The 23,750-nt window shown below is 72.6% G+C and carries 25 protein-coding genes; 13 read left to right on the top strand and 12 right to left on the bottom strand.

Features of this window, described 5'->3' with window-relative positions; translation table 11 throughout:
- Positions 1-72: 72 nt before the first annotated feature.
- Complete coding sequence (locus tag IG74_RS0127595) at positions 73-2,487, bottom strand: penicillin acylase family protein (RefSeq protein WP_030682851.1); 2,415 nt, start codon at positions 2,485-2,487, stop codon at positions 73-75.
- 59 nt (positions 2,488-2,546) lie between these two features.
- On the opposite strand from IG74_RS0127595, the gene IG74_RS54765 reads away from it, so the two are divergent.
- Positions 2,547-2,954, top strand: a complete 408-nt coding sequence (locus tag IG74_RS54765; RefSeq protein WP_158857794.1) for a hypothetical protein — start codon at positions 2,547-2,549, stop codon at positions 2,952-2,954.
- 98 nt (positions 2,955-3,052) lie between these two features.
- Positions 3,053-3,631, top strand: a complete 579-nt coding sequence (locus IG74_RS0127585) for a hypothetical protein (RefSeq protein ID WP_030682847.1) — start codon at positions 3,053-3,055, stop codon at positions 3,629-3,631.
- A 120-nt stretch (positions 3,632-3,751) separates the two neighbouring features.
- Here the strand turns inward: IG74_RS0127585 and IG74_RS0127580 are convergent, their stop codons facing one another.
- Entirely contained in the window at positions 3,752-4,159 is a 408-nt protein-coding gene (locus IG74_RS0127580) for a hypothetical protein (RefSeq protein ID WP_030682846.1), read from the bottom strand.
- Between the two features lie 152 nt (positions 4,160-4,311).
- On the opposite strand from IG74_RS0127580, the gene IG74_RS0127575 reads away from it, so the two are divergent.
- The 5 genes from IG74_RS0127575 (at position 4,312) to IG74_RS0127555 (ending at position 9,803) form a co-directional block, all read left to right on the top strand.
- Entirely contained in the window at positions 4,312-6,375 is a 2,064-nt protein-coding gene (locus IG74_RS0127575; protein ID WP_078869081.1) for a helix-turn-helix domain-containing protein, read from the top strand.
- Positions 6,376-6,541: 166 nt separating this feature from the next.
- The gene (locus IG74_RS0127570) at positions 6,542-7,279 is read left to right on the top strand and encodes a VOC family protein (protein WP_030682844.1); all 738 of its coding nucleotides are present in this window, start codon (positions 6,542-6,544) and stop codon (positions 7,277-7,279) included.
- Positions 7,280-7,402: 123 nt separating this feature from the next.
- Positions 7,403-7,927 carry a hypothetical protein gene (locus tag IG74_RS0127565; protein ID WP_030682843.1) on the top strand — a complete coding sequence of 175 codons (525 nt, stop codon included), beginning with the start codon at positions 7,403-7,405 and terminating at the stop codon, positions 7,925-7,927.
- A gap of 2 nt (positions 7,928-7,929) precedes the next feature.
- On the top strand, positions 7,930-9,141 hold the full coding sequence (locus IG74_RS0127560; RefSeq protein WP_030682842.1) for a histidine kinase: 1,212 nt from the start codon (positions 7,930-7,932) through the stop codon (positions 9,139-9,141).
- On the top strand, positions 9,138-9,803 hold the full coding sequence (locus IG74_RS0127555) for a response regulator transcription factor (protein WP_030682841.1): 666 nt from the start codon (positions 9,138-9,140) through the stop codon (positions 9,801-9,803). The genes IG74_RS0127560 and IG74_RS0127555 overlap by 4 nt, the downstream gene beginning before the upstream one ends.
- 28 nt (positions 9,804-9,831) lie before the next feature.
- On the opposite strand, the gene IG74_RS0127550 is transcribed toward IG74_RS0127555, so the two are convergent.
- Together IG74_RS0127550 and IG74_RS0127545 are read right to left on the bottom strand one after the other, a co-directional pair.
- Positions 9,832-10,506, bottom strand: coding sequence for a hypothetical protein (locus IG74_RS0127550; RefSeq protein WP_037826127.1), 675 nt, complete (start codon positions 10,504-10,506; stop codon positions 9,832-9,834).
- A 180-nt stretch (positions 10,507-10,686) separates the two neighbouring features.
- Complete coding sequence (locus IG74_RS0127545) at positions 10,687-11,004, bottom strand: hypothetical protein (RefSeq protein WP_030682833.1); 318 nt, start codon at positions 11,002-11,004, stop codon at positions 10,687-10,689.
- 122 nt (positions 11,005-11,126) lie between these two features.
- Between IG74_RS0127545 and IG74_RS0127540 the strand changes: the two genes are divergently transcribed.
- Positions 11,127-12,635, top strand: coding sequence for an acyl-CoA synthetase (locus IG74_RS0127540; protein WP_030682831.1), 1,509 nt, complete (start codon positions 11,127-11,129; stop codon positions 12,633-12,635).
- A gap of 26 nt (positions 12,636-12,661) precedes the next feature.
- On the opposite strand, the gene IG74_RS0127535 is transcribed toward IG74_RS0127540, so the two are convergent.
- Complete coding sequence (locus IG74_RS0127535) at positions 12,662-12,997, bottom strand: cupin domain-containing protein (RefSeq protein ID WP_030682828.1); 336 nt, start codon at positions 12,995-12,997, stop codon at positions 12,662-12,664.
- Between the two features lie 72 nt (positions 12,998-13,069).
- Here IG74_RS0127535 and IG74_RS0127530 point away from each other — a divergent pair, with 72 nt between their 5' ends.
- Together IG74_RS0127530 and IG74_RS0127525 are read left to right on the top strand one after the other, a co-directional pair.
- Complete coding sequence (locus tag IG74_RS0127530; RefSeq protein ID WP_030682826.1) at positions 13,070-14,005, top strand: GlxA family transcriptional regulator; 936 nt, start codon at positions 13,070-13,072, stop codon at positions 14,003-14,005.
- A complete protein-coding gene (locus tag IG74_RS0127525) occupies positions 14,002-14,787 on the top strand; it encodes an alpha/beta fold hydrolase (protein WP_051855501.1) in 786 nt (261 codons plus the stop codon). Before IG74_RS0127530 ends, IG74_RS0127525 begins: the two co-directional genes overlap by 4 nt.
- A gap of 22 nt (positions 14,788-14,809) precedes the next feature.
- Here the strand turns inward: IG74_RS0127525 and paaK are convergent, their stop codons facing one another.
- The 4 genes from paaK to IG74_RS0127505 all read right to left on the bottom strand — a co-directional run bounded on the left by paaK (position 14,810) and on the right by IG74_RS0127505 (position 18,378).
- Positions 14,810-16,111 carry a phenylacetate--CoA ligase PaaK gene (gene paaK / locus IG74_RS0127520; RefSeq protein ID WP_030682823.1) on the bottom strand — a complete coding sequence of 434 codons (1,302 nt, stop codon included), beginning with the start codon at positions 16,109-16,111 and terminating at the stop codon, positions 14,810-14,812.
- Between the two features lie 146 nt (positions 16,112-16,257).
- Entirely contained in the window at positions 16,258-17,076 is an 819-nt protein-coding gene (locus tag IG74_RS0127515) for an SAM-dependent methyltransferase (protein WP_030682821.1), read from the bottom strand.
- A 192-nt stretch (positions 17,077-17,268) separates the two neighbouring features.
- Entirely contained in the window at positions 17,269-17,481 is a 213-nt protein-coding gene (locus IG74_RS0127510) for a DUF397 domain-containing protein (RefSeq protein WP_051855528.1), read from the bottom strand.
- Between the two features lie 21 nt (positions 17,482-17,502).
- A complete protein-coding gene (locus tag IG74_RS0127505) occupies positions 17,503-18,378 on the bottom strand; it encodes a helix-turn-helix domain-containing protein (RefSeq protein ID WP_030682816.1) in 876 nt (291 codons plus the stop codon).
- A gap of 396 nt (positions 18,379-18,774) precedes the next feature.
- On the opposite strand from IG74_RS0127505, the gene IG74_RS0127500 reads away from it, so the two are divergent.
- Positions 18,775-19,248, top strand: coding sequence for an ATP-binding protein (locus IG74_RS0127500; RefSeq protein WP_051855497.1), 474 nt, complete (start codon positions 18,775-18,777; stop codon positions 19,246-19,248).
- 84 nt (positions 19,249-19,332) lie between these two features.
- Here the strand turns inward: IG74_RS0127500 and IG74_RS0127495 are convergent, their stop codons facing one another.
- Complete coding sequence (locus IG74_RS0127495; RefSeq protein ID WP_030682811.1) at positions 19,333-19,803, bottom strand: GNAT family N-acetyltransferase; 471 nt, start codon at positions 19,801-19,803, stop codon at positions 19,333-19,335.
- Positions 19,804-19,857: 54 nt separating this feature from the next.
- Positions 19,858-20,892, bottom strand: a complete 1,035-nt coding sequence (locus IG74_RS0127490) for a PucR family transcriptional regulator (protein ID WP_030682809.1) — start codon at positions 20,890-20,892, stop codon at positions 19,858-19,860.
- A gap of 180 nt (positions 20,893-21,072) precedes the next feature.
- On the opposite strand from IG74_RS0127490, the gene IG74_RS0127485 reads away from it, so the two are divergent.
- Positions 21,073-22,020 (top strand): ion transporter, encoded by a 948-nt coding sequence (locus IG74_RS0127485; protein ID WP_030682807.1) that lies wholly within the window; start codon positions 21,073-21,075, stop codon positions 22,018-22,020.
- A gap of 93 nt (positions 22,021-22,113) precedes the next feature.
- On the opposite strand, the gene IG74_RS0127480 is transcribed toward IG74_RS0127485, so the two are convergent.
- On the bottom strand, positions 22,114-22,689 hold the full coding sequence (locus IG74_RS0127480) for a hypothetical protein (protein WP_158857792.1): 576 nt from the start codon (positions 22,687-22,689) through the stop codon (positions 22,114-22,116).
- Between the two features lie 195 nt (positions 22,690-22,884).
- Here IG74_RS0127480 and IG74_RS0127475 point away from each other — a divergent pair, with 195 nt between their 5' ends.
- On the top strand, positions 22,885-23,427 hold the full coding sequence (locus tag IG74_RS0127475) for a hypothetical protein (protein WP_158857790.1): 543 nt from the start codon (positions 22,885-22,887) through the stop codon (positions 23,425-23,427).
- Positions 23,428-23,750: the final 323 nt, after the last annotated feature.

Below are 23,750 nucleotides of genomic sequence, written 5' to 3'. Positions count from 1 at the left end.
GGCACGATCCACACACCGGGCCGTGCGCGTCTGCTGCAGGCAGCAGACGCGCACGGCATCTGCCCACCTGCCTCAGCGCTCGCGCACCTTCACCACCTTCAGGCCGGGCGCCTTGAGGATGTCCCGCTCGCAGAACCGCGACGTCACCCAGCGCTCGCCGGAGTAGAGCCGCGTCTGGTCGCTGTAGTGCGGCGAGCGCGGGTTCGACGACTGCGAGTACGTCAGGAGGGTGCGGGCCCGCGGGCAGCGGGAGGCGTCCCAGCCGACGGCCTGGACGTGGCTGGAGCCGGTGCCGACCTCCGCGTAGCCGCCGCCCGCCGGGTTCCAGCGCCCCTCGATCTTGTTCCAGACGCCCAGGGACTCCGTACCGCCGTGGACCGGCAGGCGCTTGCCGTTCCGTACGACGAACTGGTGGTCACCCAGGCGCGCGCCCAGCGGAATGCCCGCGGCGCGCAGCTCCGCCACCGCGTCGGCGAGCGCGGTGGCGAAACCGGGCGCCTCGGTGTTGAGGGAACGCGGCGTACGCACCGGATCGGACGCGCTGAACGGCACCTTCCACAGCTGCGCGCCCGGCACCTTCGCGAGGAGGGCGCGCCAGAACCGGTCGAAGAGCAGCGCGCCCCGCGAGCCGGTGTCCATCGTGCGGTCCCACGCCTTGAGCACGGCACAGGCCTCGCGCACGTCGACGGCCGTGCCGTCGCTGCCCGTCGCCGACCCCGAGGGCAGGGCGGCGCAGGCGCGCGCGGCGTCCGCGGCGGCCAGGTCACCGGTGGGCGCGCGGTTCGCGAACTGCTGCCGCTGGAGGTCCTCGACCGTCAGACCGCCGCGCCGGGCAAGCGCGGAGACGTCCTCGACGGCGCCGCGCGTGCGCATCGACCGCTCGGTGCCGATGGTGCCGAAGATCCGCTCGTAGCCGGTGAGGGGCTGCTCGGCGTTGGAAAGCCAGGCGCTGTCGTTGGAGTTCTCCGCGTACGGCGCGTCCTTGAGGGTGGGCATGCGCGACGGGCCGAACGTGCCCGGCTGTACGGCGTCCTCGTCCGAGCCGAGCGCGCACTCGCCCCGGGAGCCGTCGAGGACGGCCACGCCCGCGATCGGATACGTCAGCTTGCCGAGCGGCGTCGAGCAGCGCGCGGCGAGGTCGTCCGTGACGCGGGGCAGTATCTGCGACTGCGTGAGCAGCGAGCGCCCCGCGCGGTCCGCGGCGACGGTGTTGACCCAGGGCAGGCCCTGGGTGTCGCGCAGCGCCCGCAGGACGCCCGGCACCGAACGGGCCTTGCCGAGGCGCAGATCGGCGTCACCCGCGCGCAGCTGCGCGGCGTTGGGGTCGTTGAGGGCGTAGGCGGTCCTGGCCGTCCAGGGAAGCGGCAGCTGCGTGCCGAGCGAGGTGACGACCGGGCCGTAGCGCGTCCACCACTGGGTGCGGGTGACCGGATCGCCGCCCCGCACCGGCACGGTCACGGTCCGCTGGGTCATCCGCTCCCGCTTGCCGTCGACGAGGTACGCGGTCGGCTCCGCGGGGTCGAGCGTCAGCTCGTGCACGGTGAACGGGACGCCGGTCGCGACGGTGTGGCTCCACGCCACGTGGCTGTTGAAGCCGATGTTCACGACGGGGGTGCCGAGCAGGGCCGCGCCCGAGACGTTCAGCTCGCCCGGGATGGTCTGCTGGAGCTGCGCGAAGCGGCGGTTGCCGTGCCAGGGGTAGTGCGGGTTGCCGAGCAGCAGACCGCGGCCGTTGGCGGTGGTCCTGCCGCTGAAGGCCACGGCGTTGGAGCCCATGTCGGCGCCCTCGGCGCCGGGCGCGAGCAGCCGGCGCGCCGCCTCCGCGGTCCGGCGCGGGGCGGGGGACCGGCGGTTCGCGCCGGGGCCCGGCGGACGGGCCCCGGTGATGCCGTCGACGACACGGCCCTGCCCGCCGAGGACCGACACGGCGTGGCCGATGCGGGCCGCGTCCAGGGCCGTCACCGGACGCACCCAGGCGGCCTTCGCGCACGCCGGGTCCGTGACGCGGTTCTGCCCGAGCCAGGCGTTGTAGCCCGCGGCGAAGCCCCGCATCAGCTCCCTGGCGGCGCGGCTGGGGCCGCGCGGCGCGGGCTGCTTCAGGAGCTTCTCCACCGTGCCCGCCTGCCGCACTCCGCGGAAGTACAGGTCGCTCGCGAGGTTCGTGGTCGCCGACGACAGGCCGCCGCCCGGGTCGCCGTCGGGGCCGAAGTGCCGGGAGCGCTCGCCGCGTACGGTGGCGAAGCTCTGGGCGAGCACGCACACCTGGTCGGTGGCCTGGGCCCAGGCGGTGCCGAAGCCGAGGCTCGCGTAGTCCTTGGCGAGGACGTGCGGTACTCCGTACTCGGTGTAGCGGATGGTGGCGGACAGGCCGCCGCCCGAGGGCCGTTCGCCGCCGTCCGGCGCGGCGGCCGCCGTGGCCGGCAGCAGGGCCGAGGCGGTCAGGAGCGCCGTGCCGAGGGCCATGGCGGTTCTGGTACGCATGCGCATCGTGCCTCCCAACTACTGTGAGAGCAGTGGCCGTTGGAGCGTACCAATCGGTATGTGACGTGTCTGGAGGGCGTCGGCGGGCGATCGGCGCGGGGAACGCCCTCCTGTCAGCCGCGGGAGGGGCCGCGCGCGGCCCACTCCGCGCGGGCGGCGCGCACTTCGTCGAGCGCCTGACGGTGGCCGCCCTCGCGGGCACAGCGCTCGGCGCGGTCGAGCAGGACGGCGGCCCCGGCCGGGTCGGCGGCGGTGCGGACGCGGGCCAGGGCGGTGAGGGCGAAGGCCAGGACGGTGCCGCCGAAGGGCTCCGCAAGCTCGGCCGCGGCACGGGCCAGGCGCTCCGCCTCGTCCGCCTCGCCCAGGGACAGATGGAGCTCGGCGAGGTTCGCCCGCTCGAAGGCGGTGGCCGTGGGGCGGCCGGCCTGCTCGGCGAGGGCGAGGGCGCGGCGGCCGTGCCGATTCCGCGTTGACCTGCGGGAACTCCGCTCCGGAAGATGTCCTGCGAGTCCCGGGAGCCCCTTGGCCCCGGGCGTCTTCCGAGTCCCTTGAGCCTCAGCGGAGGAGAAGCATGAAGCGTTCTCAAGCCCTCGCCATGAGCGTCCTGTTGCTGCTGTCGGGGAGCGCGGTGGCGGCCAGCGCCGCCGACGGCCCCGCGGAGCGTCCCTCCGCCAAGGACCGGTCCCCGGCCGCGGAGTGGTGCGTGAAGAAGGGAGGCAAGGCGCAGGTCCAGGTCCCGTACTACACCAAGACGGGCACGCAGATCGTGCGCCTCGGCGGCGAGCGGGAGATGTGCGTGTTCACCGCGGACGACGGTTCGAAGCTCACCGTCGCGGCGGACACCCTCGCCGCGAAGAAGCCGACGCTCGCCGCCCTCGCCTACGTCCACAAGCCCGCCGACCCCGGCGGCCACCCCGGCAACCCGTCCATCGGCTACTGCAAGGCCCTCAACGGCACCGCGATGTACGGCCCCAGGGCGACGGACGGCGGCGGCTGGGCCAGGAAGGGCGATACGAACCCGGAGAAGGCCGTCCCCGGCTGCATGTTCGGCGACGGCTCGGTGATCGACGCCTGGGGCCTCAAGTACCACTCGGGCGGCGTGATCCGGGGCGCGGACCTGACGAAGAAGTTCCGCGCGGACATTCCGTAGGCGGTGGTCCGCGGGCGGTGATGCCGCCGTCGCGGGGGAGGGGCGGCTCAAGTGGCGCTGCTGTAGGGTCCCTTCCCCGCCATGCTCCCCGCGCCGGAGACGACTGCCGGGCGACATGGGTCAGTTCAGCAGCGGCAGCACGAGGGCGAGCACGATGAACGTACTGGTGAACGCGGTGGCCGCGGAGGCGAGCCGCTTCGGCCTGCTCAGGGCGGCGGCGGGCGGCCCCGCGGCGGGCGCGGGCGCCGGGCCCGTGACGTCGTACGCGACGAACCCGAGGAAGAGCGCGAGGGCGACGGTGACGACCGTGACCGCGACGCGGGAGGCCCTGGGGTGCCCGTCCCCGAGCTCGAGGGTGGCGGCGACCGTGCACACGTCGGTGATCACCGCCATGGCGGCGGCCCCGGCCGCGCCCCACGCCCCGGTGCGGCCCGCTCCGTCCAGCAGGGCGAGGCGGAACGCGACGCGCGCGCAGACCGCGGAGGCCAGGGCGGTGCACCCCAGGAGCACGGCGACGACGACGGACACGGAGACCCCCTCGGGGCGAAGTGCCTTGCGGACACGACGAGTGCCTCGCGGGCACGACGAGGGGACAGGACCGACGGGGCGTCCCCTCCCGCCAACTGTCCCAGAGTTTCTGAGACAATGGAAACAATACAGTTGAGGGGTGGTGATCCAGCATGACGTCGCGCCGCGCCGGACGTCCCATGGCCGCTCTGCGGCCGGAGTTGCCGCCCGCGCGCCGCTCCTTCGCCGTGGAACTGCGGCGCCGTCGCGCGGAGTCCGGCCTCACCCTGCGCGACCTCGCCCGCGCCACCGCGCTGAGCCCGGCCTCGCTGTCCCGGGTGTTCAACGGCGAGCGCCTCATCAGCGAGCCCGATCTGCTCCTCCTCGCCGACTCGCTCGGCCTGGCCGAGGACGACACGAAGGCCCTGGAGCTCCGGCTGCGACAGGCGTACGCCGAGGTGCAGACGGCGCACGCCCTGAGCGGCACGCTGCCAAAAGCCGAGCGGGGACAGGCCGCCGAGGAGGCGCTCCTGACCGCCACTCCGCCCGTCGTCCGGGACGACATCCCGCCCGCCGCACGACCGATCAGCGCGTGGAGCCCCTTCGACCTGGAAGTCCACCCGGCCGGAAGCCCGTCGGGCACCGCCGTACCGGCGCTGCCGGGGTACGTCCTGCGCGCGCACGACCGAACCCTGGCCCGCGTCGTGTCGGCCGCCGCCGAGGGGCACAGCGGCTTGGCGGTCCTCGTCGGCTCCTCCTCGACGGGCAAGACCCGGGCGTGCTGGGAAGCGGTCAGGTCGCTGACGCCGAAGGACTGGCACCTCTGGCACCCGTTCGACCCCACCCGCGCCGAGGCGGCGCTGCGCGGCATCCAGGACGTCCGGCCCCGGACGGTGGTGTGGCTCAACGAGACCCAGCACTACCTCGGCCACCCCCGCCACGGCGAACGGCTCGCGGCCGCGCTGCACGACCTGCTGGGCCGCCCCGAGCGCGGCCCCGTCCTCGTCCTGGGAACGCTGTGGCCCGCGTACGCGCGGGATTTCACCGACCGTCCCGCGGCCGGGGCGCCCGACCCGCACCGCCGTGTACGCGAACTCCTCGCCGGGCGCCTCGTCCCCGTCCCGGACACCTTCGACCAGGACGCGCTCAAGTCCGCGGGCGCCCTGGCCCGGCACGGCGACGCGCCCCTCGCCGAGGCACTCGCCTGGAGCCGCGACGGCCGCGTCCCGCAGTTCCTCGCGGGCGCGCCGCAACTGCTGCGCCGCTACACCACGTCCACACCGGCCGCGCGCGCACTCCTGGACGCCGCGATCGACGCCCGCCGCTACGGCGCCGGGGCCACCCTCCCGCTCGCCTTCCTCACCGAAGCGGCGGTCGGCTATCTGTCGGACGCCGAGTACGACGGCCTCTCCGGCGACTGGGCCGACCAGGCCGTCGCCGAGGCCACCGCGCCCGTGCACGGCCGCATGGCCCCGCTGAGCCGGGCACGGCGCCTCCCTGCCCCAGAGGTCCCTGCCGATACGCCGACTCCGCCCACAGGCCGGGCAGTTCACCTCGCCGACTACCTCGGCCGGATCGGCCGCACGGCGCGCCGCACGCAGTTCCCGCCCGCCTCCTTCTGGCACGCCGCCTACGACCACCTGCCCGCCCCCGACCTCTTCGCCCTCTCCACGGCGGCCTTCAGGAGCGCTCGCCTGGAGTGGGCCAACCATCTGCTCCGCCGCGCGGCCGACCTGGGCGGTGAGGTCATCCAAGGCACCACCGTCCTCTACTGGAAGGCCGCCCTGACGGAGCGGTCGGGCGACCGCGAAGGCGCCGACCAGCTGTTCGAGCGGGCCGCCGAAGCCGGGGACCCGCTCGCCCTGTTCCACCTGGCCCAGGCGTACGAGCGGGCGGGAGCCGGCGAGCGGGTCGAACGCCTGGCCCGCGGCGCGGCGGACGCCGAAGGCTTCCAGCCCCTCACGGACGCGGCCCTGCGCGAGCGGCAGGGCGATCGCGAAGGCGCCGAGCTCCTGTACCGGCGAGCCGCCGAGACCGGCGACCCGCACGCCCTGTTCCGCCTCGTCCGGATGCGCGAGCAGCAAGGCGACCTCGCGGGCGCCGAACACGCGGCCCTGAAGGCCGCCGACGCCGGCTACGCCTGGCTGTTCGACTTCCCGGCGCGCTGGCCGAACGGCCTGGACCCCGACGGCACGACCACACCGCCCCCTCCGGCCCCGGACCCCGACGACGGCTGAGGGACACCCGGCGGCGCTCCCCAGGCCCGGGGCCCGGCCCACCTCAACCGGCCGTCGTGCCCGACGAGGCCATCCACGGCGGGCAACGCACCGCTCGACGGCACCGGCAGTGGGTGCGCGGAATACCCCGGTGCTTCTTGATCAGTACACGCTTAAGATCTGCGGCATGGCGACACGACTCGTACAGATTTCGATGCAGGCTCAGGACAACTCCGCGGTCGGGCGGTTCTGGGCGGCAGCGCTCGGCTGGAGCGTCACCGGCGACGAAGGCGTCGAGACCAACGTCGAGCCCGAGGGCTTCGACTACCCCGGCCCCACCGCCGTGTGCATCGACGTCATCGGCGTCCCGGAGCCCAAGACGGTCAAGAACCGTGTGCACGTCGACCTCGCCACCACCTCGGCCGCTCATCAGGACGAGCTGGTCGCACGGCTCAAGGGCCTCGGAGCGACCCCCGTCGACGTGGGCCAGGGCGACGTCCCGTGGACGGTGCTCGCCGACCCGGAGGGCAACGAGTTCTGCGTCCTCGAACCTCGGGAGATCTACCGGGACACCGGGCCGATGGCCGCCGTCGTGGTGGACTGCGCCGACCCGCGGGCCATGGCCCGGTTCTGGGGCGAGGCGATGGACTGGACCGTGCACGAGGTGACCGACGACCACGCGTCGCTGCGCTCCGCCAACGGCGTCGGCCCCTATCTCGAGTTCCTCCGCTCGCCCGACCCGAAGACCGTGTGGAACCGCGTCCACCTCGACCTCCGTCCGTACCCCGGCGACGACCAGGCGGCGGAGGTGGCCAGGCTGCGGGCGCTCGGCGCCACGCCCCTCGACGTGGGCCAGGGCGACGTGTCGTGGACGATCATGGCCGACCCCGAGGGCAACGAGTTCTGCGTCCTCGTCCCGAGCTGACGCGGCCGCCCGGCCGGTGAGCGCCCGGCCGATGGGTGGAGATCGGAGAGGCAGCCGATCTCCACCCCCGGTTCCACCCGTGGGTCCAGGTCTCGCAGGCCAGATCGCAGCAGCCTTGAGGGCATGACGACCACCGAGTGGATCACCGACATCGCCCTCATCCTCATCGTCTTCCGGCAGCTGCGGGAAGACCGGCTCGACCACAAGACCTTCCTGATCCCGCTGGGGATCGTGGCCTATGTGGGCTACTCGTACCTGGACTCCGTCCCCACCGCGGGCAACGACCTCGTGCTCATCGCGGCCCTGATGGCCGTGGGCGCCGCGCTCGGCATCGCGGGCGGCGTCCACACCCGGATCCGGAGCCTCGACGGACACCTCATGATCAAGGCGGGTGCGGTGTCGGCGATCCTGTGGGTCGTGGGCATGGGCGCGCGGATGGGCTTCCAGATGTGGGTCGAGCACGGCGGCGGAGCCGACGACGTCGCCCGGTTCAGCGTCGCCCACCACATCACCAGCGACCAGGCCTGGGTAACGGCCTTCGTGCTCATGGCACTCACCGAGGTGGTCACGCGAGTGGCCACGATCTTCCTGCGCAGCCGGGCGCTCACGGCGACCCGCCCCGCGCCCGCCCTCGACCGCACGGCCTGACCGTGAAGTATGTTCGGCCCGTGTCAGCAACACAGAGCGCCCCGCCCCCCAGGAACACCGCGGACCGGGAGGCGGGTCCGCGGCCGGTCCCGGGGCAGGACCCGCGGGTGCAATGGGCGCTGACCCTCGCGGTCATCGCCGTCGGCATCCTGACGATCCGGCCCATGGGCTTCAGCGGCCGGGGCCTGGCCGTCGCCGCCCTCTTCGTGCTCAACTCCGCCGCGCTGCTGGCCCGGCGGCTGCCCGAGCACAAGGTTCCCCAGCACCTCGCGCTCGCCTGGCTGACGCTCGGCGTCCTCGCCGCGGCTGCCCTGATCGGCGTCAGCAGCAGCGGAACGAGCTACCTCTTCGCCTTCTTCCTCGCCGGCCACATCGGCTACCGGCTCGAGACCAAGCCGGCGCTCGTGCTCGCGGCGGCGTGCGGCCTCCTCTGCGGCGGCGTCCTGTACTTCCACCTCGGGCCGGGGCACCACCTGCTGCCCTGGACGCTCGGCCTCGCCACCGGCGCCCCGGTCCTGATCGGCATCATCAACCGCAGCCAGCGCCAGGCCGTACGGGCGGCCATCGAGGCGGCGGAGTCGGCCGAGCGCGCCGCCCGGGCCGAGGCCAGGACCGCCGTACTGACCGAGCGCGGCCGGATCGCCCGGGACGTGCACGACGTCCTGGCGCACTCCCTCGCCGGGATCAACATGCAGTTGGAACTGGCCGACGCGCTGATCGACACCGGCGACCTGGAGAAGGTCCGCGAGGCCCATAACAAGGCCCACGGCCTGGTCAAAGAGAGCCTGAAGCAGGCGCAGTGGACCGTGCACGCCCTGCGCGAGGACGCGCTGCCGCTCCGGGAGAGCCTGACCGCGATGCTCGCGTCGTCGGGCCACCGTGACGTACTCACCGTCACCGGGACCCTCCGCGCGGTGCCGGCCCAGGTGACCCAGAACCTGCTGCGGATCGCCCAGGAGGCGCTGACCAACGCCGCTCGGCACGCGCCTGGGGGAGACGTCGACGTGGAGTTGGCGTACGCCGCCGCGTCGACCGCACTGACGATCCGCAACGGCCCCGCCACCCGTAGGGTGAACGCGGGTGTCGGCAGCGGAATGGGACTGATCGGAATGCGCGAACGCGTCGCCCTGCTGGGCGGAACGGTCACCGCGGGACCGGTCACCGAAGGACCGCGCCAAGGCGGCTGGCAGGTGGAGGCAGTGATTCCGGGATGAGTGAACCGACCGAGAAGCCACAGCGGTTGAGGGTCGTCGTCGCCGACGACCAGGCAGCCGTCCGGGAGCCGCTCGCCGCGGTGCTCGGCCTTTCCGAGGACATCGACGTCGTCGCGGCCGCCGCGAACGGGAACGAGGTGCTGACGGCCGTGGCCGCGGGACCGGTGGACGTGGTCCTCATGGACCTGCGGATGCCCGGGATGGACGGGATCGAGGCGACCCGCCGACTGGGCGACGAGCACCCGGAGGTGGCGGTGGTCGTCCTGACCACCTTCGCCGACGACGACTCGATCCTGGGCGCGCTGGGCGCGGGAGCCCGCGGCTACCTCACCAAGAACGCGGGGCGCCAGGACATCACCCGCGCGATCCGGGCCGCTGCCGCCGGTCAGTCCGTGCTCGACCGCGAGGTCCAGGACCGGCTGCTCGCCACCGTCAGGACCAGGGCACCGGCGCCCGGGAAGACCCTGCCCGATGACCTCACACCCCGCGAACGCGAGGTGCTCACCCTGATCGGCCAGGGCCTGCCCAACCGGGGCATCGCCGAGATGCTCTTCATCAGCGAGGCCACCGTCAAGACCCACATCAACAACCTGTTCGCCAAGGCGGCGATCCGCGACCGCGCGGAAGCCGTCCGCCGCGCCATCGAGGCGGGCCTGGCATGACCCGCGCCCGGCTTCGGGCAACGGGCCGTTAGGTGAACAGCCCGGTGAGCTCGCGGCGCTGCCGCTCCCCTTCGGGAGTGAAGGTGAAGCTCTCGCTGAAGACTCCGCCTTCGAGCCGGACGGCGAGAAGGAGCGGCTGCTCATGCTCCGGAGGCCATGACGAATCGGTGTCCGGAGTGGTCCCGTTCCAGAGGTGGAAGGACACCATCGGCTCGTCCGGATCCTCCGTGAGATAGCTGAGCGTCTTGCCGTACAGCGGACTCGTCCCTCCGAACAGCACGGACGGCTCGCCGAACGCGTCGACGACGTCCCCCCACACACGGTCCGCACCCGCCCATGCCCGCACGCGCCCCCGCAGCGCGCGATACTCATCGGCCGTCAGCACCCGCTCGGGCCGCAACCATCCCCGGCGCCGCGCGAACTCCCCGTAGACGGACGCCATGCCGTCCCGGGAACGGTCCGGCAGGTAGCGGCGGATCGCCCCCGTCACCCCCGTGCTGGACCAGGCCCCGCCCTCCTCCCACACCTTCTCCTGCTCCGCCCGGGCCTCGGGCTGCCCCTCGACGAACAGCAAGTGGTCAAGGACCATGCGCAGAGCCCCTTCGTACCCGTACATTCCCGGGCGGCGCAGGGCGTGGTTCATCTCCTCGACGAGGTAGGCGTGAATCTCATCGGCGGAGGCGAGCGAGGAAGAATCGGGCATGAACCAATTCTCCCTGCCACCAGGCGGTGTTCGCGGAGTTTCCTGCGTACGAGCCCATGGCCGTGCAGCAGAAGCGGGGCGCCCTGGCCTTCCAGGCGTGTCCGCGGCCGTGGAAACCGGGTGGCAACTGGACGGATGCCGAGCACGCACGCCTCTGACAGCGCGCCGCCGCAAGCCGGCTCACGGCTCGTACAGGGGCAGGAAGTGAATGACCGCTTCCTCGTACGGATGTGCGTCGCGGACCGCCTGCTGGACGGCGCGGGCCTGTTCCACGTCACAGACCGATTCGACCCTGCACTCCTCGCCGTGCCGTACGACACCCACTTCGCCGTCGTACGGCCGCGCGCCGGGCAGCGGCTGCCAGGTGCCGGTCACCTGCCACACGCTGGAACACCGTGCGTACTCGCCGACCCGTCCCGCGCCCGCCGCGTGGAGAGCCTCGATCACCACGTCCACATGGGTCTTCGGGACGGATATCTCAATCTTCAGACGTGCCATGATCCCGGACCCTAACAACCCGCCCGACCAGTGCTTTCCCCACACCCCTGGCGGCGCGGCACGGCCGGAAGGCCCACGGCACACGTCTTGACCCCCGCCCCGGTCCACCGCAGGATCACGCCATGACCGGTGTCCGCAGCAGCACAGTCGACGGAATCCTGCGGCGCAGCGCGCGCCGTACGCCGGAGCGCATCGCTCTGCGGTACGCCGAGCGGGCGTGGACGTACGCCGAGCTCGACGACGCCGTCTCCCGGGCCGCGCGGGTCCTCGGCGAGAGCGGGGCCGAGCGGGGTGACCGCGTCGGGGCGTACGCGCACAACTCCGACGCCTACCTGATCGGCTTCCTGGCCTGCTCCAGGGCAGGCCTCGTGCACGTGCCGGTCAACCAGAACCTCACCGGCGACGACCTGGCGTACGTCATCGGCCAGTCCGGCAGCACGCTGGTCCTGGCCGACCCGGACCTCGCACCCCGGCTCCCGGACGCCGTGCGGGTGTTGCCCCTGCGCGACACGGCCGACTCGCTGCTCACCCGGCTCGCCGCCGCGGCGCCGTACGACGGGGAGGAGCCGGACAGCCACGACCTCGTGCAACTCCTGTACACCTCGGGCACGACCGCCCACCCCAAGGGCGCGATGATGAGCCACAGCGCCCTCGTCCACGAGTACGTGAGCGCGGTGCACGCGCTGGACCTGAAGGGCTCCGACCGGCCGCTGCACTCGCTCCCGCTGTACCACTCCGCGCAGATGCACGTGTTCCTGCTGCCGTACCTGGCGGTGGGCGCCGAGAACACGATCCTCGACGGGCCCGACGCCGGGCGGATCCTCGACCTGGTGGCGGCGGGGCGCGCGGACAGCCTGTTCGCGCCGCCCACCGTGTGGATCGGGCTCTCCCAGCACCCCGACTTCGCCACCCGCGACCTGAGCGCGCTGCGCAAGGCCTACTACGGTGCCTCGATCATGCCGGTGCCGGTCCTGGAGCGGCTGCGGGAACGGCTGCCGGGGCTCGCCTTCTACAACTGCTTCGGGCAGAGCGAGATCGGCCCGCTCGCCACGGTCCTCGGCCCGGACGAGCACGAGGGGCGGATGGCCTCCTGCGGGCGCCCGGTCCTCTTCGTGGAGGCGAAGGTCGTCGACGACTCCGGCAAGGAGGTGCCCGACGGGACGCAGGGCGAAGTCGTCTACCGCTCGCCGCAGTTGTGCGCCGGCTACTGGGACAAGCCGGAGGAGACCGCGGCGGCGTTCCGCGGCGGCTGGTTCCACTCCGGCGACCTGGCCGTGCGCGACGCGGAGGGCTACTTCACCGTCGTCGACCGCGTGAAGGACGTCATCAACTCCGGCGGCGTGCTGGTCGCTTCCCGCCAGGTCGAGGAGGCCCTCTACACCCACCCCGGCGTCGCCGAGGCGGCGGTGATCGGCCTGCCGGACGCCCGCTGGATCGAGGCCGTGACAGCCGTCGTGGTCCCCGCGCGCGACCGGTCAGGAGTCACCGAGGCCGAACTCATCGCCCACGCGCGTGAGAAGCTCGCCGCGTTCAAGGCCCCCAAACGCGTCCTGTTCGTGGACGAACTGCCCCGCAACGCCAGCGGCAAGATCCTCAAGCGGGAGCTGCGGGACCGGTTCTCGGGCGACTGAGGGCCGACCCTCCGGATGACGGAGAGCTAACCCTCCGGATAGAAGACGAACAGCGTGCAGCCGGTCGCGGTCGAGGGCACGTGCCACGACCCGGCCGGGGCGTGCAGGAACGTGCCGGGCGGGTAGTCGCGGGCGCCGTCGTTGAAGGTGCCCGCGACCACGTAGGCCTCCTCGGGACCGGGCTCGTGGACGTCGCGGTGCGGCCAGGTGGTGCCCGCGTCCATCTCCAGTACGTTGGCGTGCGCGCCGGTCGGGCCCCGCCAGAGGGGACGTACGCGGATCCCGGGGAACAGCTCACGGACCGGGGACGCGTCGACTGCCACGGAGGTGTAGCCCTCCTGCATGAGTATCTCGGGGTGCATGCCCGCAACAGTGCCGTGCCCGGACCGGGGCCGGACAGAGTCGTCATGGACGCCGTGGGGTACTTTCGTGCCATGCGTCGCGTGGTGGCTCTGGTGCGGCCGGTGCAATCGGTGTTCGAACTCGGCTGCGCCGTCGAGGTCTTCGGCACCCCACGCCCAGGGGTGCCGCAGCACTACGCGTTCGAGACGTGCACGGAGACGCCCGGCCCCGTGCCGACCACGGGCGGGTACGCGATGTCCGTGTCGCGGGACCTCTCGGCGATCGACGCCGCGGACATTGTGATCATCCCCGGCTGGCTGCCGGTGGAGGAGCCGCTCTCCGAACGCGTCCGTGGCGCGCTGCTGCGGGCACACGCGCGCGGGGCGAGGCTGGTCACGATCTGCTCCGGGGTGTTCGCGCTGGCCCGCACCGGACTCCTTGACGGCCGCTCGGCCACCACGCACTGGGCGCGCGCCGAACAGCTCCGGCGGGAGTTCCCCCAGGTGCGCGTGGAGCCCGACCGGCTCTACGTGGACCACGGCGACGTCGCCACCAGCGCCGGCGCGGGCGCGGGGTTCGACCTGTGCCTGCACCTGGTCAGGAACGACCACGGGGCCGCGTACGCCGCCCTGCTCGCCCGGCACATGGTGCTGCCGCCGCACCGCGAGGGCGGGCAGGCGCAGTGCGCGCCGCCGCCTCCGCCGGAGGACGCGCTCGACGGGCTGCTCGGGTGGGCCGGCGAGCGCCTCGGGACCCCGCTGTCGGTGGCGGACCTCGCCGCGCACCTCGGCGTCTCGCCCCGCACCCTGGCCCGGCGCTTCGCCGACCAACTCGGCACGAGCCCCGGCGCCTGGCTGCTCTCCCGGCGGGTGGCCGCGGCCCGCACCCTGCTGGAGGACACGGATCTGCCCGTCGAGGCGATCGCGACCCGCGTCGGCCTCTCCTCCGCGGTCAACCTGCGCCGCCGCTTCCACGCCAGGACCGGCACGACCCCCGGCGCCTACCGCCGCGCGTTCCGCGTCCGATGAGCCGCCGACCAGACCCCGGCCACCTCACCCGACTGCGCGGCCCCGGCGGAAACCGCCTGAGCTACCACGATCACGGCGGCCCCGGCCCGGCCCTCCTCGCCCTGCACGGCCACTTCAGCGACGCCCGCACCTTCACCCCCTTGGCACGGGCCCAGGCCGGTCACTGCCGCGTCATCGCCCTCGACCAGCGCGGCCACGGCCACTCGGCCCGGACCGAGGACTACTCCCGGCGGGGGTACGTGGACGACGCCGCGGCCGTCCTGCGCCATCTGGGCCTGACGGCCGCCGTGGTCCTCGGCCACTCGCTCGGCGGCGTCAACGCGTATCAGCTGGCCGCCCGCTGCCCGGACCTCGTACGCGCCCTCGTCGTCGAGGACATCGGGGCCGCGCCCGACGGCGATCTGTCGTTCTGCCTGGACTGGCCGCACAGGGCGCCCACCCGGGCCGCCCTGCTGCGGGAGCTGGGCGCGTCGGCCCCGTACCTGTCCGGTTCGATACGGGAGTACGCCGACGGCTGGGGCCCGGTCTTCCGCCCGGCGGACATGGTCGCCTCCCAGCAGGCCTTGAACGGCGACCACTGGGACGACTGGCTCGGCAGCGACTGCCCGGCACTGCTGATCCGGGGGCGCCGCAGCCGGGTTCTCGACGCCGCGCAGGCGCGTGCCATGGCTCGGCGGCGGGCGCGGGTCCAGTTGGTGGAGCTGGACACCGGGCACGCCGTGCACGAGGCCGACCCGGTGGGGTTCGCCGGGGCCGTGCGGGCCTTTCTGGCAGGGCTGTGACGGTCCGCAGGCCGCCCCGGCCTCAGGGCTTGCGATTTCGTAGGTCCACGATGCGCTTCACCTTGCCCACCGACCGCTCGATCGACTCGGGGTCGACGACCTCCGCCGAGATCGAGACGCCGATGGAGTCCTTGACCGCCGACTCGACCTCGCGCGCCGCGGTGACGCGGCGGCCGCGCGGCGTGTCCACGCGGGACTCGACGCGCACCGTGAGGGCGTCCATGCGGCCCTCCCTGGTGAGGCAGAGCTGGAAGTGCGGGGCGAGGCCGGGCGTGCGGAGGATGATCTCCTCGATCTGGGTGGGGAAGAGGTTCACACCGCGCAGGATGACCATGTCGTCGCTGCGGCCCGTCACCTTCTCCATGCGGCGGAAGACCCGGGCCGTACCCGGAAGCAGCCGCGTCAGGTCCCGGGTGCGGTAGCGGATGACGGGCATGGCCTCCTTGGTGAGCGAGGTGAAGACCAGCTCCCCGTGCTCGCCGTCGGGCAGCACCTCACCGGTGATCGGGTCCACGACCTCCGGGTAGAAGTGGTCCTCCCAGATGTGCAGGCCGTCCTTCGTCTCGACGCACTCCTGCGCGACCCCGGGACCGATCACCTCCGACAGGCCGTATATGTCCACGGCGTCGATGGCGAAGCGCTCCTCGATCTCGCGCCGCATCTCCTCCGTCCACGGCTCCGCCCCGAAGATGCCGACCTGGAGGGAGGTCGTACGGGGATCGATGCCCTGCCGCTCGAACTCCTCCAGGAGCGTCAGCATGTACGACGGCGTGACCATGATGATCTCGGGGCGGAGGTCCAGGATCAGCTGCACCTGGCGCGTGGTCATGCCGCCGGACGCGGGGATCACCGTGCAGCCGAGCCGCTCCGCGCCGTAGTGCGCGCCGAGCCCGCCGGTGAACAGCCCGTACCCGTAGGCCACATGGACCTTGTGCCCGGGCCTGCCGCCCGCCGCCCGGATCGAGCGGGCCACGACGTCCGCCCACATCGACAGGTCCTGCTCGGTGTAGCCCACGAGGGTGGGGCGCCCCGTGGTGCCGCTCGAGGCGTGCAGACGGCGCAGCTCCGACTGCTCCACGGCGAACATCCCGAAGGGATAGTTGGCGCGCAGGTCCGCCTTCGTGGTGAAGGGGAAGCGGGCCAGGTCGGCCAGCGTATGGCAGTCGTCGGGGCTGAGCCCCGCCGCGTCGAACGCGGCCCGGTAGAAGGGAACGTTCTCGTACGCGTGCAGCAAGGTGTCCTGAAGGCGCTCGAGCTGCAGCGCTTCGAGCTCCTCACGACCGAGCCGCTCCGCGGCGTCCAGGAGTGCCGGTGTACGCGCCATGGGCGGATACCCCCGTCCGAGCCGGGCGGCCGAGCTAACGGCCGATCTTGTTTCGGGGTCAGTAATTCAAGGTTTCATGGCTTGTGGCAAGGGTCTCGTACCCCCGCCGTGGCCGCAGCAGCGGGCGCGGGGCGCCCGGCGGGAAACTAGGGTTTGCGGGCTACCGCGCCGTACATGGCGATGTCCTCGTCCTTGATCGTCTCGTCCTCCGTGCCGTCCGGGCGCCACTTGTGGACCTGCACGATCCCGGGCTCCACCAGGTCCAGGCCTTCGAAGAATCCCCCGGCCTCGGCCCGGGTGCGAAGCCGCATGGGCAGCCCCCGTGCCGCGTACTCGCGCGCCACCCGCGCCACGTCTTCCGGCGCGAAGTCGGCGGTGCCGACGGACATCGCGAGGTAGCTTCCCGACGGCAGCGGCTCCAGGAGGCGCTTCACGATGCCGGTGGCGTCGTGCTCGTCGAGCAGGAAGTGCACGATCGCGATGATCGTGAGCGCGACGGGCTCGCCGAGGTCCAGGGTCTCGCGCAGTTCGGGGGCGTTCAGGATCGTGTCCGGGTCGAGCATGTCGGCCTCGATGTACGAGGTCATGCCCTCGGTGGTGCTGGCCAGCAGCCCCTGGGACAGGGTGAGGACGATGGGGTCGTTGTCGACGTACACGACCCGGGACGCCGGGGCGACCGACTGGGCGATCTCGTGGAGGTTCGGCGAGGTCGGGATGCCGGTCCCGATGTCGAGGAACTGCCGGATGCCCGCCTCCCTCGCCAGATACGTCACGGCACGGTCCATGAAGTCGCGGTTGGCCCGCATGTGGACGGGCAGGGCGGGCCACTCCTGGGCCATCACGTCCCCCGCCTCCTTGTCGGCGGGGTAGTAGTCCTTGCCGCCGAGGATGTAGTCGTAGATGCGCGCCGAGTGGGCGCTCGCGGTGTCGATCCGGTCGGCCGGCCATCCGTCGTCGTGCGACACGGCCCCTCCTGTCAGTCGTGATCTCGCTGTGCCGTGAGCTGTGCGGTGAACTGAGTGCTGAGCTGGTTGATGAGCTGAGCGGTGAGCTGTGCGGTGAGCTGTGTGGTGAGCTGTGTGGTGAACCGTTTTCGCGGGAGCGGCCGGGCCGCACGCGGAAGCGGGGAGAGACCTGAGGCCCGAGGGGCCGCCGTGCTAGCAGAGGAAGTCGGCGTCGCCCGCCTTGACGCTCGCGAGGAAGCGGGCCACTTCACGGGGCGTGAGGATCAGCGCGGGCCCCGTGGGATCGGTCGACTGGCGCAGCGCCACGCGCCCGTCGACGAGTTTCTTCGCCTCCAGGCAGGCGCCGCCGGCGTCGTCGCTCCAGGGCTTGCGCCAGCCGTGGGCGCCGAGCTCACGGGAAGGCATGCCGTTGCGTATGGGGTGCACTCACAGCTCCTTACGGATCGAGCCGAGCAGGGCCTCGGTCTTCCTCACGGACGCCGCCTGGGCGCCGAGCCGGTCCAGGGCCTCGCGGTAGACCACCACGTCGTCGCCCTTGTCGAGGTAGACGGCCCCGATGAGGCCGTTGACGTAGACGATGTCCGGCAGTTCGGGGGCCTTGAACCGGAAGATGTGGAACGCTCCCGCCCGCATGGCCGGGTGCGGGCCGTTCTTGAAGGGCATGATCTGCAGGGTCACGTGGGGCTGCGCCGTCACGGCGATCAGATGGTCGATCTGCGCCCGCATCACGGCGCTGCCGCCGACCGGCCAGCGCAGCACGGTCTCGTCCATCACGACCCACAGGTGCGGGGGAGAGGGGCGGTTCAGCAGCTCCTGCCGCTCCATGCGCAGGGAGACCTGGCGGTCGATGACCTCGGCCGACGCGTGCGGGTTGCCCGCGCTCAGCAGGGCGCGGGCGTAGTCCTCCGTCTGCAGCAGGCCGTGGACGAACTGCGACTCGTAGGCGCGGATCTGGTGGGCGGCCTGCTCCAGGCTGAGGTACGCGGTGAACCAGTCGGGCATCACGTCGCGGTACGAGTGCCACCAGCCGCGCTTGTTGGCCTCGCGGACCGACTGCAGGAAGGTGTCGATCTCGGGCTGGTCCGCGACGCCGTACGTGCGCAGGAGCTTCTCGACGTCGGAGAGCCGAAGGCGCGCGACCTTGGCGGCCTCCAGGCGTCTGATCGTCGAGTGGCTGACGCCGATCGCCTCGCCCGCCTGCTCGTACGTGAGGCCCGCGCGCGTCCGCAGTTCCTCCAGCTGCTTGCCGAGGATCATGCGCAGCACCGAGGGGGCTCCGCCCCACGCTGATTCCGCCGCCATGCCCACCTCCCCACGCCCGTGCCTCGCTCGCGCGGTCCCGGCGCGTCGCACCGGTGCCGCGATCGCAGTCTGTCACGATCATCGGCCGATGTGAGCAGGATGCGCGTGACGAATTGAAAATTTCAACTCAGCGGTTGCAGTTCGCTCTTCACAGGTGTCACAGTGGCTGTGCTGTCCAGGATCACCAAGGACCCGTGGTGATCAAGGAGTTGACAGTCCGTCATGACAGGAAGGGCCCAACTCGGCCCAGGCCATGACTCACCCGCGGCGCCGCCGGTCCGGCAGCGCCGCCTCAGCGGCCCGACGGCGGGCGGAGGGTGAGCGCGTACGCGTCGTCACGCCGAGGTGCGTGACCGACACCGTCGGTGAGGCGACGGCGAACGAAAGGCGACCCACGTGGTTTCCCCCACCCACTCCACGCCTTCGGATCTCGTGCCCGGGCCCCTGCCCGCGCACCGGTCGACCGTGTTCCGTTTACCGGCGGCCGCCGCCTCCGTCCGGGCGGCCCGCACGCACGTGCACGAGCGGATGACCGACTGGGGCATAGCCCCGGAAGTCGGCGACGACGCGGTGCTGATGATCTCCGAGCTCGTCACCAACGCGATCGCGCACGCCTTCGGCGACCACGTGGTGTGCCGTCTGTGCGTGACCGGACAGCGGCTCCGCATCGAGGTCGAGGACCAGGCCCGGGGTGAGACGGTCCCCGCGCAGCGCCCTCCGGACCCCGACAGGGAGAGCGGCCGCGGCCTCGCGCTGGTGGACGCGCTGGCCCGGGACTGGGGTGTCGTACGGGCTCCGGGCGGCGCCGGGCAGATCGTGTGGGCCGAGTTGTCGCCGGTGGCACCGGACTTCGGCGGCACGGACGGGTGAGGGACGTTCCGGCACGCGCCTGTCAGGCGCGTGCCGGTGCCCCTGGGCGGCCAGTTGTCGTCACACGCAGTCGTACGTGGCTCCTCACGGGGCCATGACGCGCCTGAAGACCTGCCGGGAACCACCCTCAGGACCCGGTTCCGCGGCCTCGCCAGGGGTGAAGCCGAGGCGGAGGTAGAAGTCGCGCGCGCCGCTGGTGACGGCGCCCGGGTGATCGGCCCCGAAGGTGACGACCTCGATGGTGCCCGGCCCCGGGCCGAAGCGGCGCTCGGCCTCCGCCATCAGGGCCTGTCCCACGCCCCGGCCGCGGGCCGCCGCGGAGACGACGAGCCAGTGGACGTGGTGCGTCGGGGCGGTGCCGCCGAAGAGGAGCCCGCCCAGGAGCCCCGATTCCGGGGACCCGGCGGCGACCAGCGCGGCGGACGCGTCGATGTGCTGCCTCACGGCACGGTGGAAGCCGGGCTCCTCCACCATCGGGCCGAACCAGTCCTCCACCTGGGCCGCCAGGCCGAGGAAGCCGGGGAAGTCGTTGTCCGTAGCGAGTCTGACGATCATCCGGACAGTGTCACAGCCGCTGGTGGACGCGCCGCCGCCGGGTGCGCGCCGGCCTCAGTCGTCGAGCAGCCGCCACGCGGTGAGGGCGAGCGTGGCGCGGATCAGCCCGGCGGGCGTGGTCAGTTCGAAGCCCAGGGCCTTCCCGATCTGGTCGAGTCGGCGGGCCACGCTGCTGTGGTGCAGATGGAGCCGGTCGGCGGCGCGGCGCAGGGTGCCGGTGGCACAGTACGCGTCCAGGGTCTCCAGGTCCTCCGGCGTGTCGGCGATGCGGCCGAGCGCGGCCACGTCGGCGTTGCCGCGCGCGATGTCCCCCGGCACCTGCGCGAGCAGCGCGAGCGCCCCCAGGCTGTCGTAGTGGACGACCGGCCGGCGCTCGGTGGTGAAGCGCAGCGCCGTGCGGGCCTCGCGCCAGGACAGCTCCGGGCTTTCGGCGGCACCCACGCCCGCGCGGACGCCCGCCGGGAACCGGGCCGTGTCCACAGCGCTGGCCAGCACGACCCCCACATCGCCGAGCGGCGCCGCCTTCACCGGACGGTTCGGGCAGAGCAGGGAGCTGATCCGGTCGAGCGGAACGGACGACCGTACGGCCACGACGCGCAGCGGCAGACCGGCGGCGAACCCCAGCAGGCGCAGCGCGCGGGCCCTGGCCGCCGCGTCGCTGTCGCAGCTGATGGCGAGCTCGACGAGGGCGGGGTCGGCCATGGTGGTGCGGGCCGGGCCGTACCGCTCGACCACCGCGGCGGCGGCGATGGCGAGCCGGTCGAGGAGCACCTCGTCGAGCGGGCCCGCCGGGCCGGGGCGCTCCAGCCACACCGCGCCGATCTCCTCCTCGTCGAGGGTGACCGGCATCGTGGTGGACGCGGCCGGTGCCGGTGCGGTCGCCTCCGTGCCGTCGGGCGCGAAGCGGATCGGCCGGCCCGTACCGTGCAGCCGGATCCCGGCCGCGCACTCGGCCAGGCCCGCCGACGCCCGGGCGAGTGCCGGCAGGTCCACCCGCCGCCGCATCAGCGTGTCGTAGAACATGACGACGCGAATCGCGCCCTCGACGTGCGCATCCAGCTGCGAAAGACGTGCGGCCAGTGCCTCCATGGCAGGAGCATAGGCGCCGCCCCGCGCCGGGAGGCGGCCGCCTGACGCTATGAAACGCGGCACGGGCGGCGTGACCAGGCCATTCTCACCCCGGGATGCCCTCTGGGGCGGCTGGGGCTCGTAAGATCAACTTCTGGTGAGTGGCATACGGAATTCCGGCGAGGGGCAGTGCGATACCCGATGACGTACGACGGGCTCACGCGCTCAACACACGGCAGGCGGGCGGTCGCTGAGCGCTGCCGCGGCGTCACCGAAGCCCGCTGGTTCGGCCTGGCGGTCTTCGTCCTCATCCTCGCCAACGCCGCCGTCCTCGGCGTGGAGACGTACACCGGCGTCGTCCATCGCTGGCACGGGGAGCTGAAGGTCGTCGAGCACGGCTTCCTCGTGCTCTTCACCGCGGAGGTCCTCCTGCGCATCGGTGCGCACGCCGACCGGCCCCGCGCCTTCTTCCGCGACCCGTGGAACCTCTTCGACCTCGCCGTGGTCCTGTGCGCCTTCCTGCCGTTCGCCCGGGAGAACACCACCGTGCTGCGGCTGCTGCGCCTGGCCCGAGTGCTGCGCACCGCCCGGTTCCTGCCCCAACTCCGCATCGTGCTGGTGGCGGTGGGCCGCAGCCTGCCCGGCACGGTGAGCTTCCTGCTCGTCGGCGCGCTCGTCCTGTACGTGTACGCGATGGTCGGCTGGGTCTTCTTCGCCGACGACGACCCCGAACACTTCGGCTCCATCGGCCGCGCCGTGCTCACCCTGTTCCTCCTGATGACCCTCGACGGCCTCGGTGACGCGGTCCGCGCGGGCCTGGAGATCTCCCGCTGGAGCTTCGTCTACTACGCCACGTACGTCCTGATCGCTTCCTTCGTCCTGGTCAACGTCCTCATCGGGGTGGTGATCACCTCACTCGACGAGGCACGGACGATGGAGGAGCAACATGAGGCACGGGAGGCACGGGAGGCACGGGAGGCACAGGAAGCGCGCGAGGCGCGGGGGCGGCCGGACGCCGCCGCACCACCGGACCCTCCGGACGACTCCGCCGAGCACGAACTCCGCACACGCATCGCCACGGCACGCCGGGCCCTGGACGAGTTGGAGGAGAGCCTGGAGCGACTGCCCGGCGCGCGGCGGTGTCGATGATGTCGCCGACCGCACGGGTTCCGGGAAGGGTCGGACGCGTAGAGCTGGGCCGAAGCACGGCGAGGTGTCACGGTCGGGGGCGGGGCCGCGGCCTCAGTGGCGGGCCCGTGCCCGGCACTCGGCCTTGTGGCACACCCACAGGTCGTAGCGGAACTCGTCGCCACCCAGGTGCACCGTCCGGCACTGATAGGCCGTCCAGTACCGGGGGACGCCATTGGCTCCGGCATGACCGCACCACGCATAGCGGTAGTAGCTGGCCTCGAACTCCCAGTCCGGCCGCTGCCGCGGTCCCGCCGGACCGGAGGCGTTCCTGGTGACGGGATCGCCCTTGTAGAGCCACAGCCTCCAGCGGTACCCGATCTCCCACCATTCGTGTCGGCACGTGAAGTAGTAGCGCTGGTTCCGCCCTGCGGCGGTGCATTCGGCCTCCGTGTCGAAGACCCCCGTGCTCTCCCAGGACGTGGGCGGCGGGGGATCCTCCTGAGCGGCGCGACCCGCTGTGACCGGTGCGACGACCGCCGCCCCCTGGTCCGGAGAAACGTGGGCGGCGGTGGCGGTGGGCATCACCACGGCGAGAGAGAGGACGGCCAGTGAGAGGGCGCTGCGCAGCATCAAGACCTCTGGCTCGGGTACGGCACCGACATGGGCGGCCACGTGTCGTGGCCGCATGCGCACGATATGTCCTGGGTTGATCTTCCGCGAGGGCAGCGCGGCAGATGGGCCGGACGTACGGCGGCGAGTGTCCGGTCCTTCCGTCAAGGGGCTCAGATTGCGTACGCCGGTCGCGCGCGGGGCTGCGGCCCGTGCGGGGCGGTGGCACCCTTGCGAAAGGCAGCGTAGGCACGGGCTGTCCAGGGGGATTCGATGCGGACAAGGCGATGCGTCAGGGGCGCGGTGGACCTCGCGGTGGCCCTCGTCGTCTGCGGTGCGGCGGGCTGCGGTGGCGGAGGGGCGGCTCCGTCGAACCCACCGGACGGCTCCGGCCGACCGGCCTCCTCGCTGACCGGATCGCAGCCGGGAGACACCGGTGGGTACGGGCCCGGCGAGAGCGATGACGGCCGCAGTGGTGGCGGCCGCAGTGGTGGCGGCCGCAGTGGTGACGAGCGTGGTGGTGACGACCGTGGTGAGGGCGACCCGGAGCGCGGTGGCGGCGGTGAGGCCGGCGACGATATCCCGGACGTTCCCGCGCCGCCGGTCGCACCGAGCGGCGAGGGCGACATCAGCGGCATCGGCGTGCATCCCGACGGGGACATCGGCGGCGTCGACAGCAGCAGCCCCGAGGTCAGCCCCTCCGACCCTCCGCCGCAGCCGTGCGGAGACTCCGGCACCGGCTCGGCCTCCTGCCCGCCGTCGCCGACGTCCCAGGCTTCCGAGATCGCCCCGCTGACGGTGGGCGACGGGTCCTGAGACCCCGACACGGCCCGCGACTCAAGCGGCAGCGGCCGCGTAGCGAATTCCTGAGTGCGTACGAAAAGTACGTACCGAACGCACCTTCTTTGCAGGCCCTTCCCCTGACATACCGCGCTGAGCCGTCGCTATCGTTGAAACGCGCAATCTGCCTCCACGGGCGTCGGATCAGGGCCCGGGCCATCGGCGAACTCGTCAGGAACGCGATCCGCCGCATCGGCTGGTGTGACCTTCCCCTCGTACTGTGGAGTCGTGACCATAGGGGTAGTTGAGGGTCATGGCGGAGAAGCGACGGAAGTACGATGCCGAGTTCCGTGAGGGTG

Origin of the sequence: Streptomyces sp. NRRL B-1347 (assembly GCF_000720325.1) — a bacterium.
In the GTDB taxonomy this organism is placed as follows: domain Bacteria; phylum Actinomycetota; class Actinomycetes; order Streptomycetales; family Streptomycetaceae; genus Streptomyces.
This window is presented reverse-complemented; position numbering and strand designations above follow the sequence as displayed.

Coding starts and splice junctions, on each gene's coding strand:
- IG74_RS0127530 (WP_030682826.1), top strand. CDS start 13,070: ATGCGTCGCGTGGTGGCTCTGGTGCGGCCGGTGCAATCGGTGTTCGAA.
- IG74_RS0127525 (WP_051855501.1), top strand. CDS start 14,002: ATGAGCCGCCGACCAGACCCCGGCCACCTCACCCGACTGCGCGGCCCC.
- paaK (WP_030682823.1), bottom strand. CDS start 16,111: ATGGCGCGTACACCGGCACTCCTGGACGCCGCGGAGCGGCTCGGTCGT.
- IG74_RS0127475 (WP_158857790.1), top strand. CDS start 22,885: ATGCGGACAAGGCGATGCGTCAGGGGCGCGGTGGACCTCGCGGTGGCC.
- IG74_RS0127585 (WP_030682847.1), top strand. CDS start 3,053: ATGAAGCGTTCTCAAGCCCTCGCCATGAGCGTCCTGTTGCTGCTGTCG.
- IG74_RS0127570 (WP_030682844.1), top strand. CDS start 6,542: ATGGCGACACGACTCGTACAGATTTCGATGCAGGCTCAGGACAACTCC.
- IG74_RS0127490 (WP_030682809.1), bottom strand. CDS start 20,892: ATGGAGGCACTGGCCGCACGTCTTTCGCAGCTGGATGCGCACGTCGAG.
- IG74_RS0127480 (WP_158857792.1), bottom strand. CDS start 22,689: ATGCGGCCACGACACGTGGCCGCCCATGTCGGTGCCGTACCCGAGCCA.
- IG74_RS0127575 (WP_078869081.1), top strand. CDS start 4,312: ATGACGTCGCGCCGCGCCGGACGTCCCATGGCCGCTCTGCGGCCGGAG.
- IG74_RS0127545 (WP_030682833.1), bottom strand. CDS start 11,004: ATGGCACGTCTGAAGATTGAGATATCCGTCCCGAAGACCCATGTGGAC.
- IG74_RS0127495 (WP_030682811.1), bottom strand. CDS start 19,803: ATGATCGTCAGACTCGCTACGGACAACGACTTCCCCGGCTTCCTCGGC.
- IG74_RS0127595 (WP_030682851.1), bottom strand. CDS start 2,487: ATGCGCATGCGTACCAGAACCGCCATGGCCCTCGGCACGGCGCTCCTG.
- IG74_RS0127555 (WP_030682841.1), top strand. CDS start 9,138: ATGAGTGAACCGACCGAGAAGCCACAGCGGTTGAGGGTCGTCGTCGCC.
- IG74_RS0127510 (WP_051855528.1), bottom strand. CDS start 17,481: ATGCCTTCCCGTGAGCTCGGCGCCCACGGCTGGCGCAAGCCCTGGAGC.
- IG74_RS0127535 (WP_030682828.1), bottom strand. CDS start 12,997: ATGCACCCCGAGATACTCATGCAGGAGGGCTACACCTCCGTGGCAGTC.
- IG74_RS0127565 (WP_030682843.1), top strand. CDS start 7,403: ATGACGACCACCGAGTGGATCACCGACATCGCCCTCATCCTCATCGTC.
- IG74_RS0127550 (WP_037826127.1), bottom strand. CDS start 10,506: ATGCCCGATTCTTCCTCGCTCGCCTCCGCCGATGAGATTCACGCCTAC.
- IG74_RS0127505 (WP_030682816.1), bottom strand. CDS start 18,378: ATGGCGGCGGAATCAGCGTGGGGCGGAGCCCCCTCGGTGCTGCGCATG.
- IG74_RS0127540 (WP_030682831.1), top strand. CDS start 11,127: ATGACCGGTGTCCGCAGCAGCACAGTCGACGGAATCCTGCGGCGCAGC.
- IG74_RS0127485 (WP_030682807.1), top strand. CDS start 21,073: ATGACGTACGACGGGCTCACGCGCTCAACACACGGCAGGCGGGCGGTC.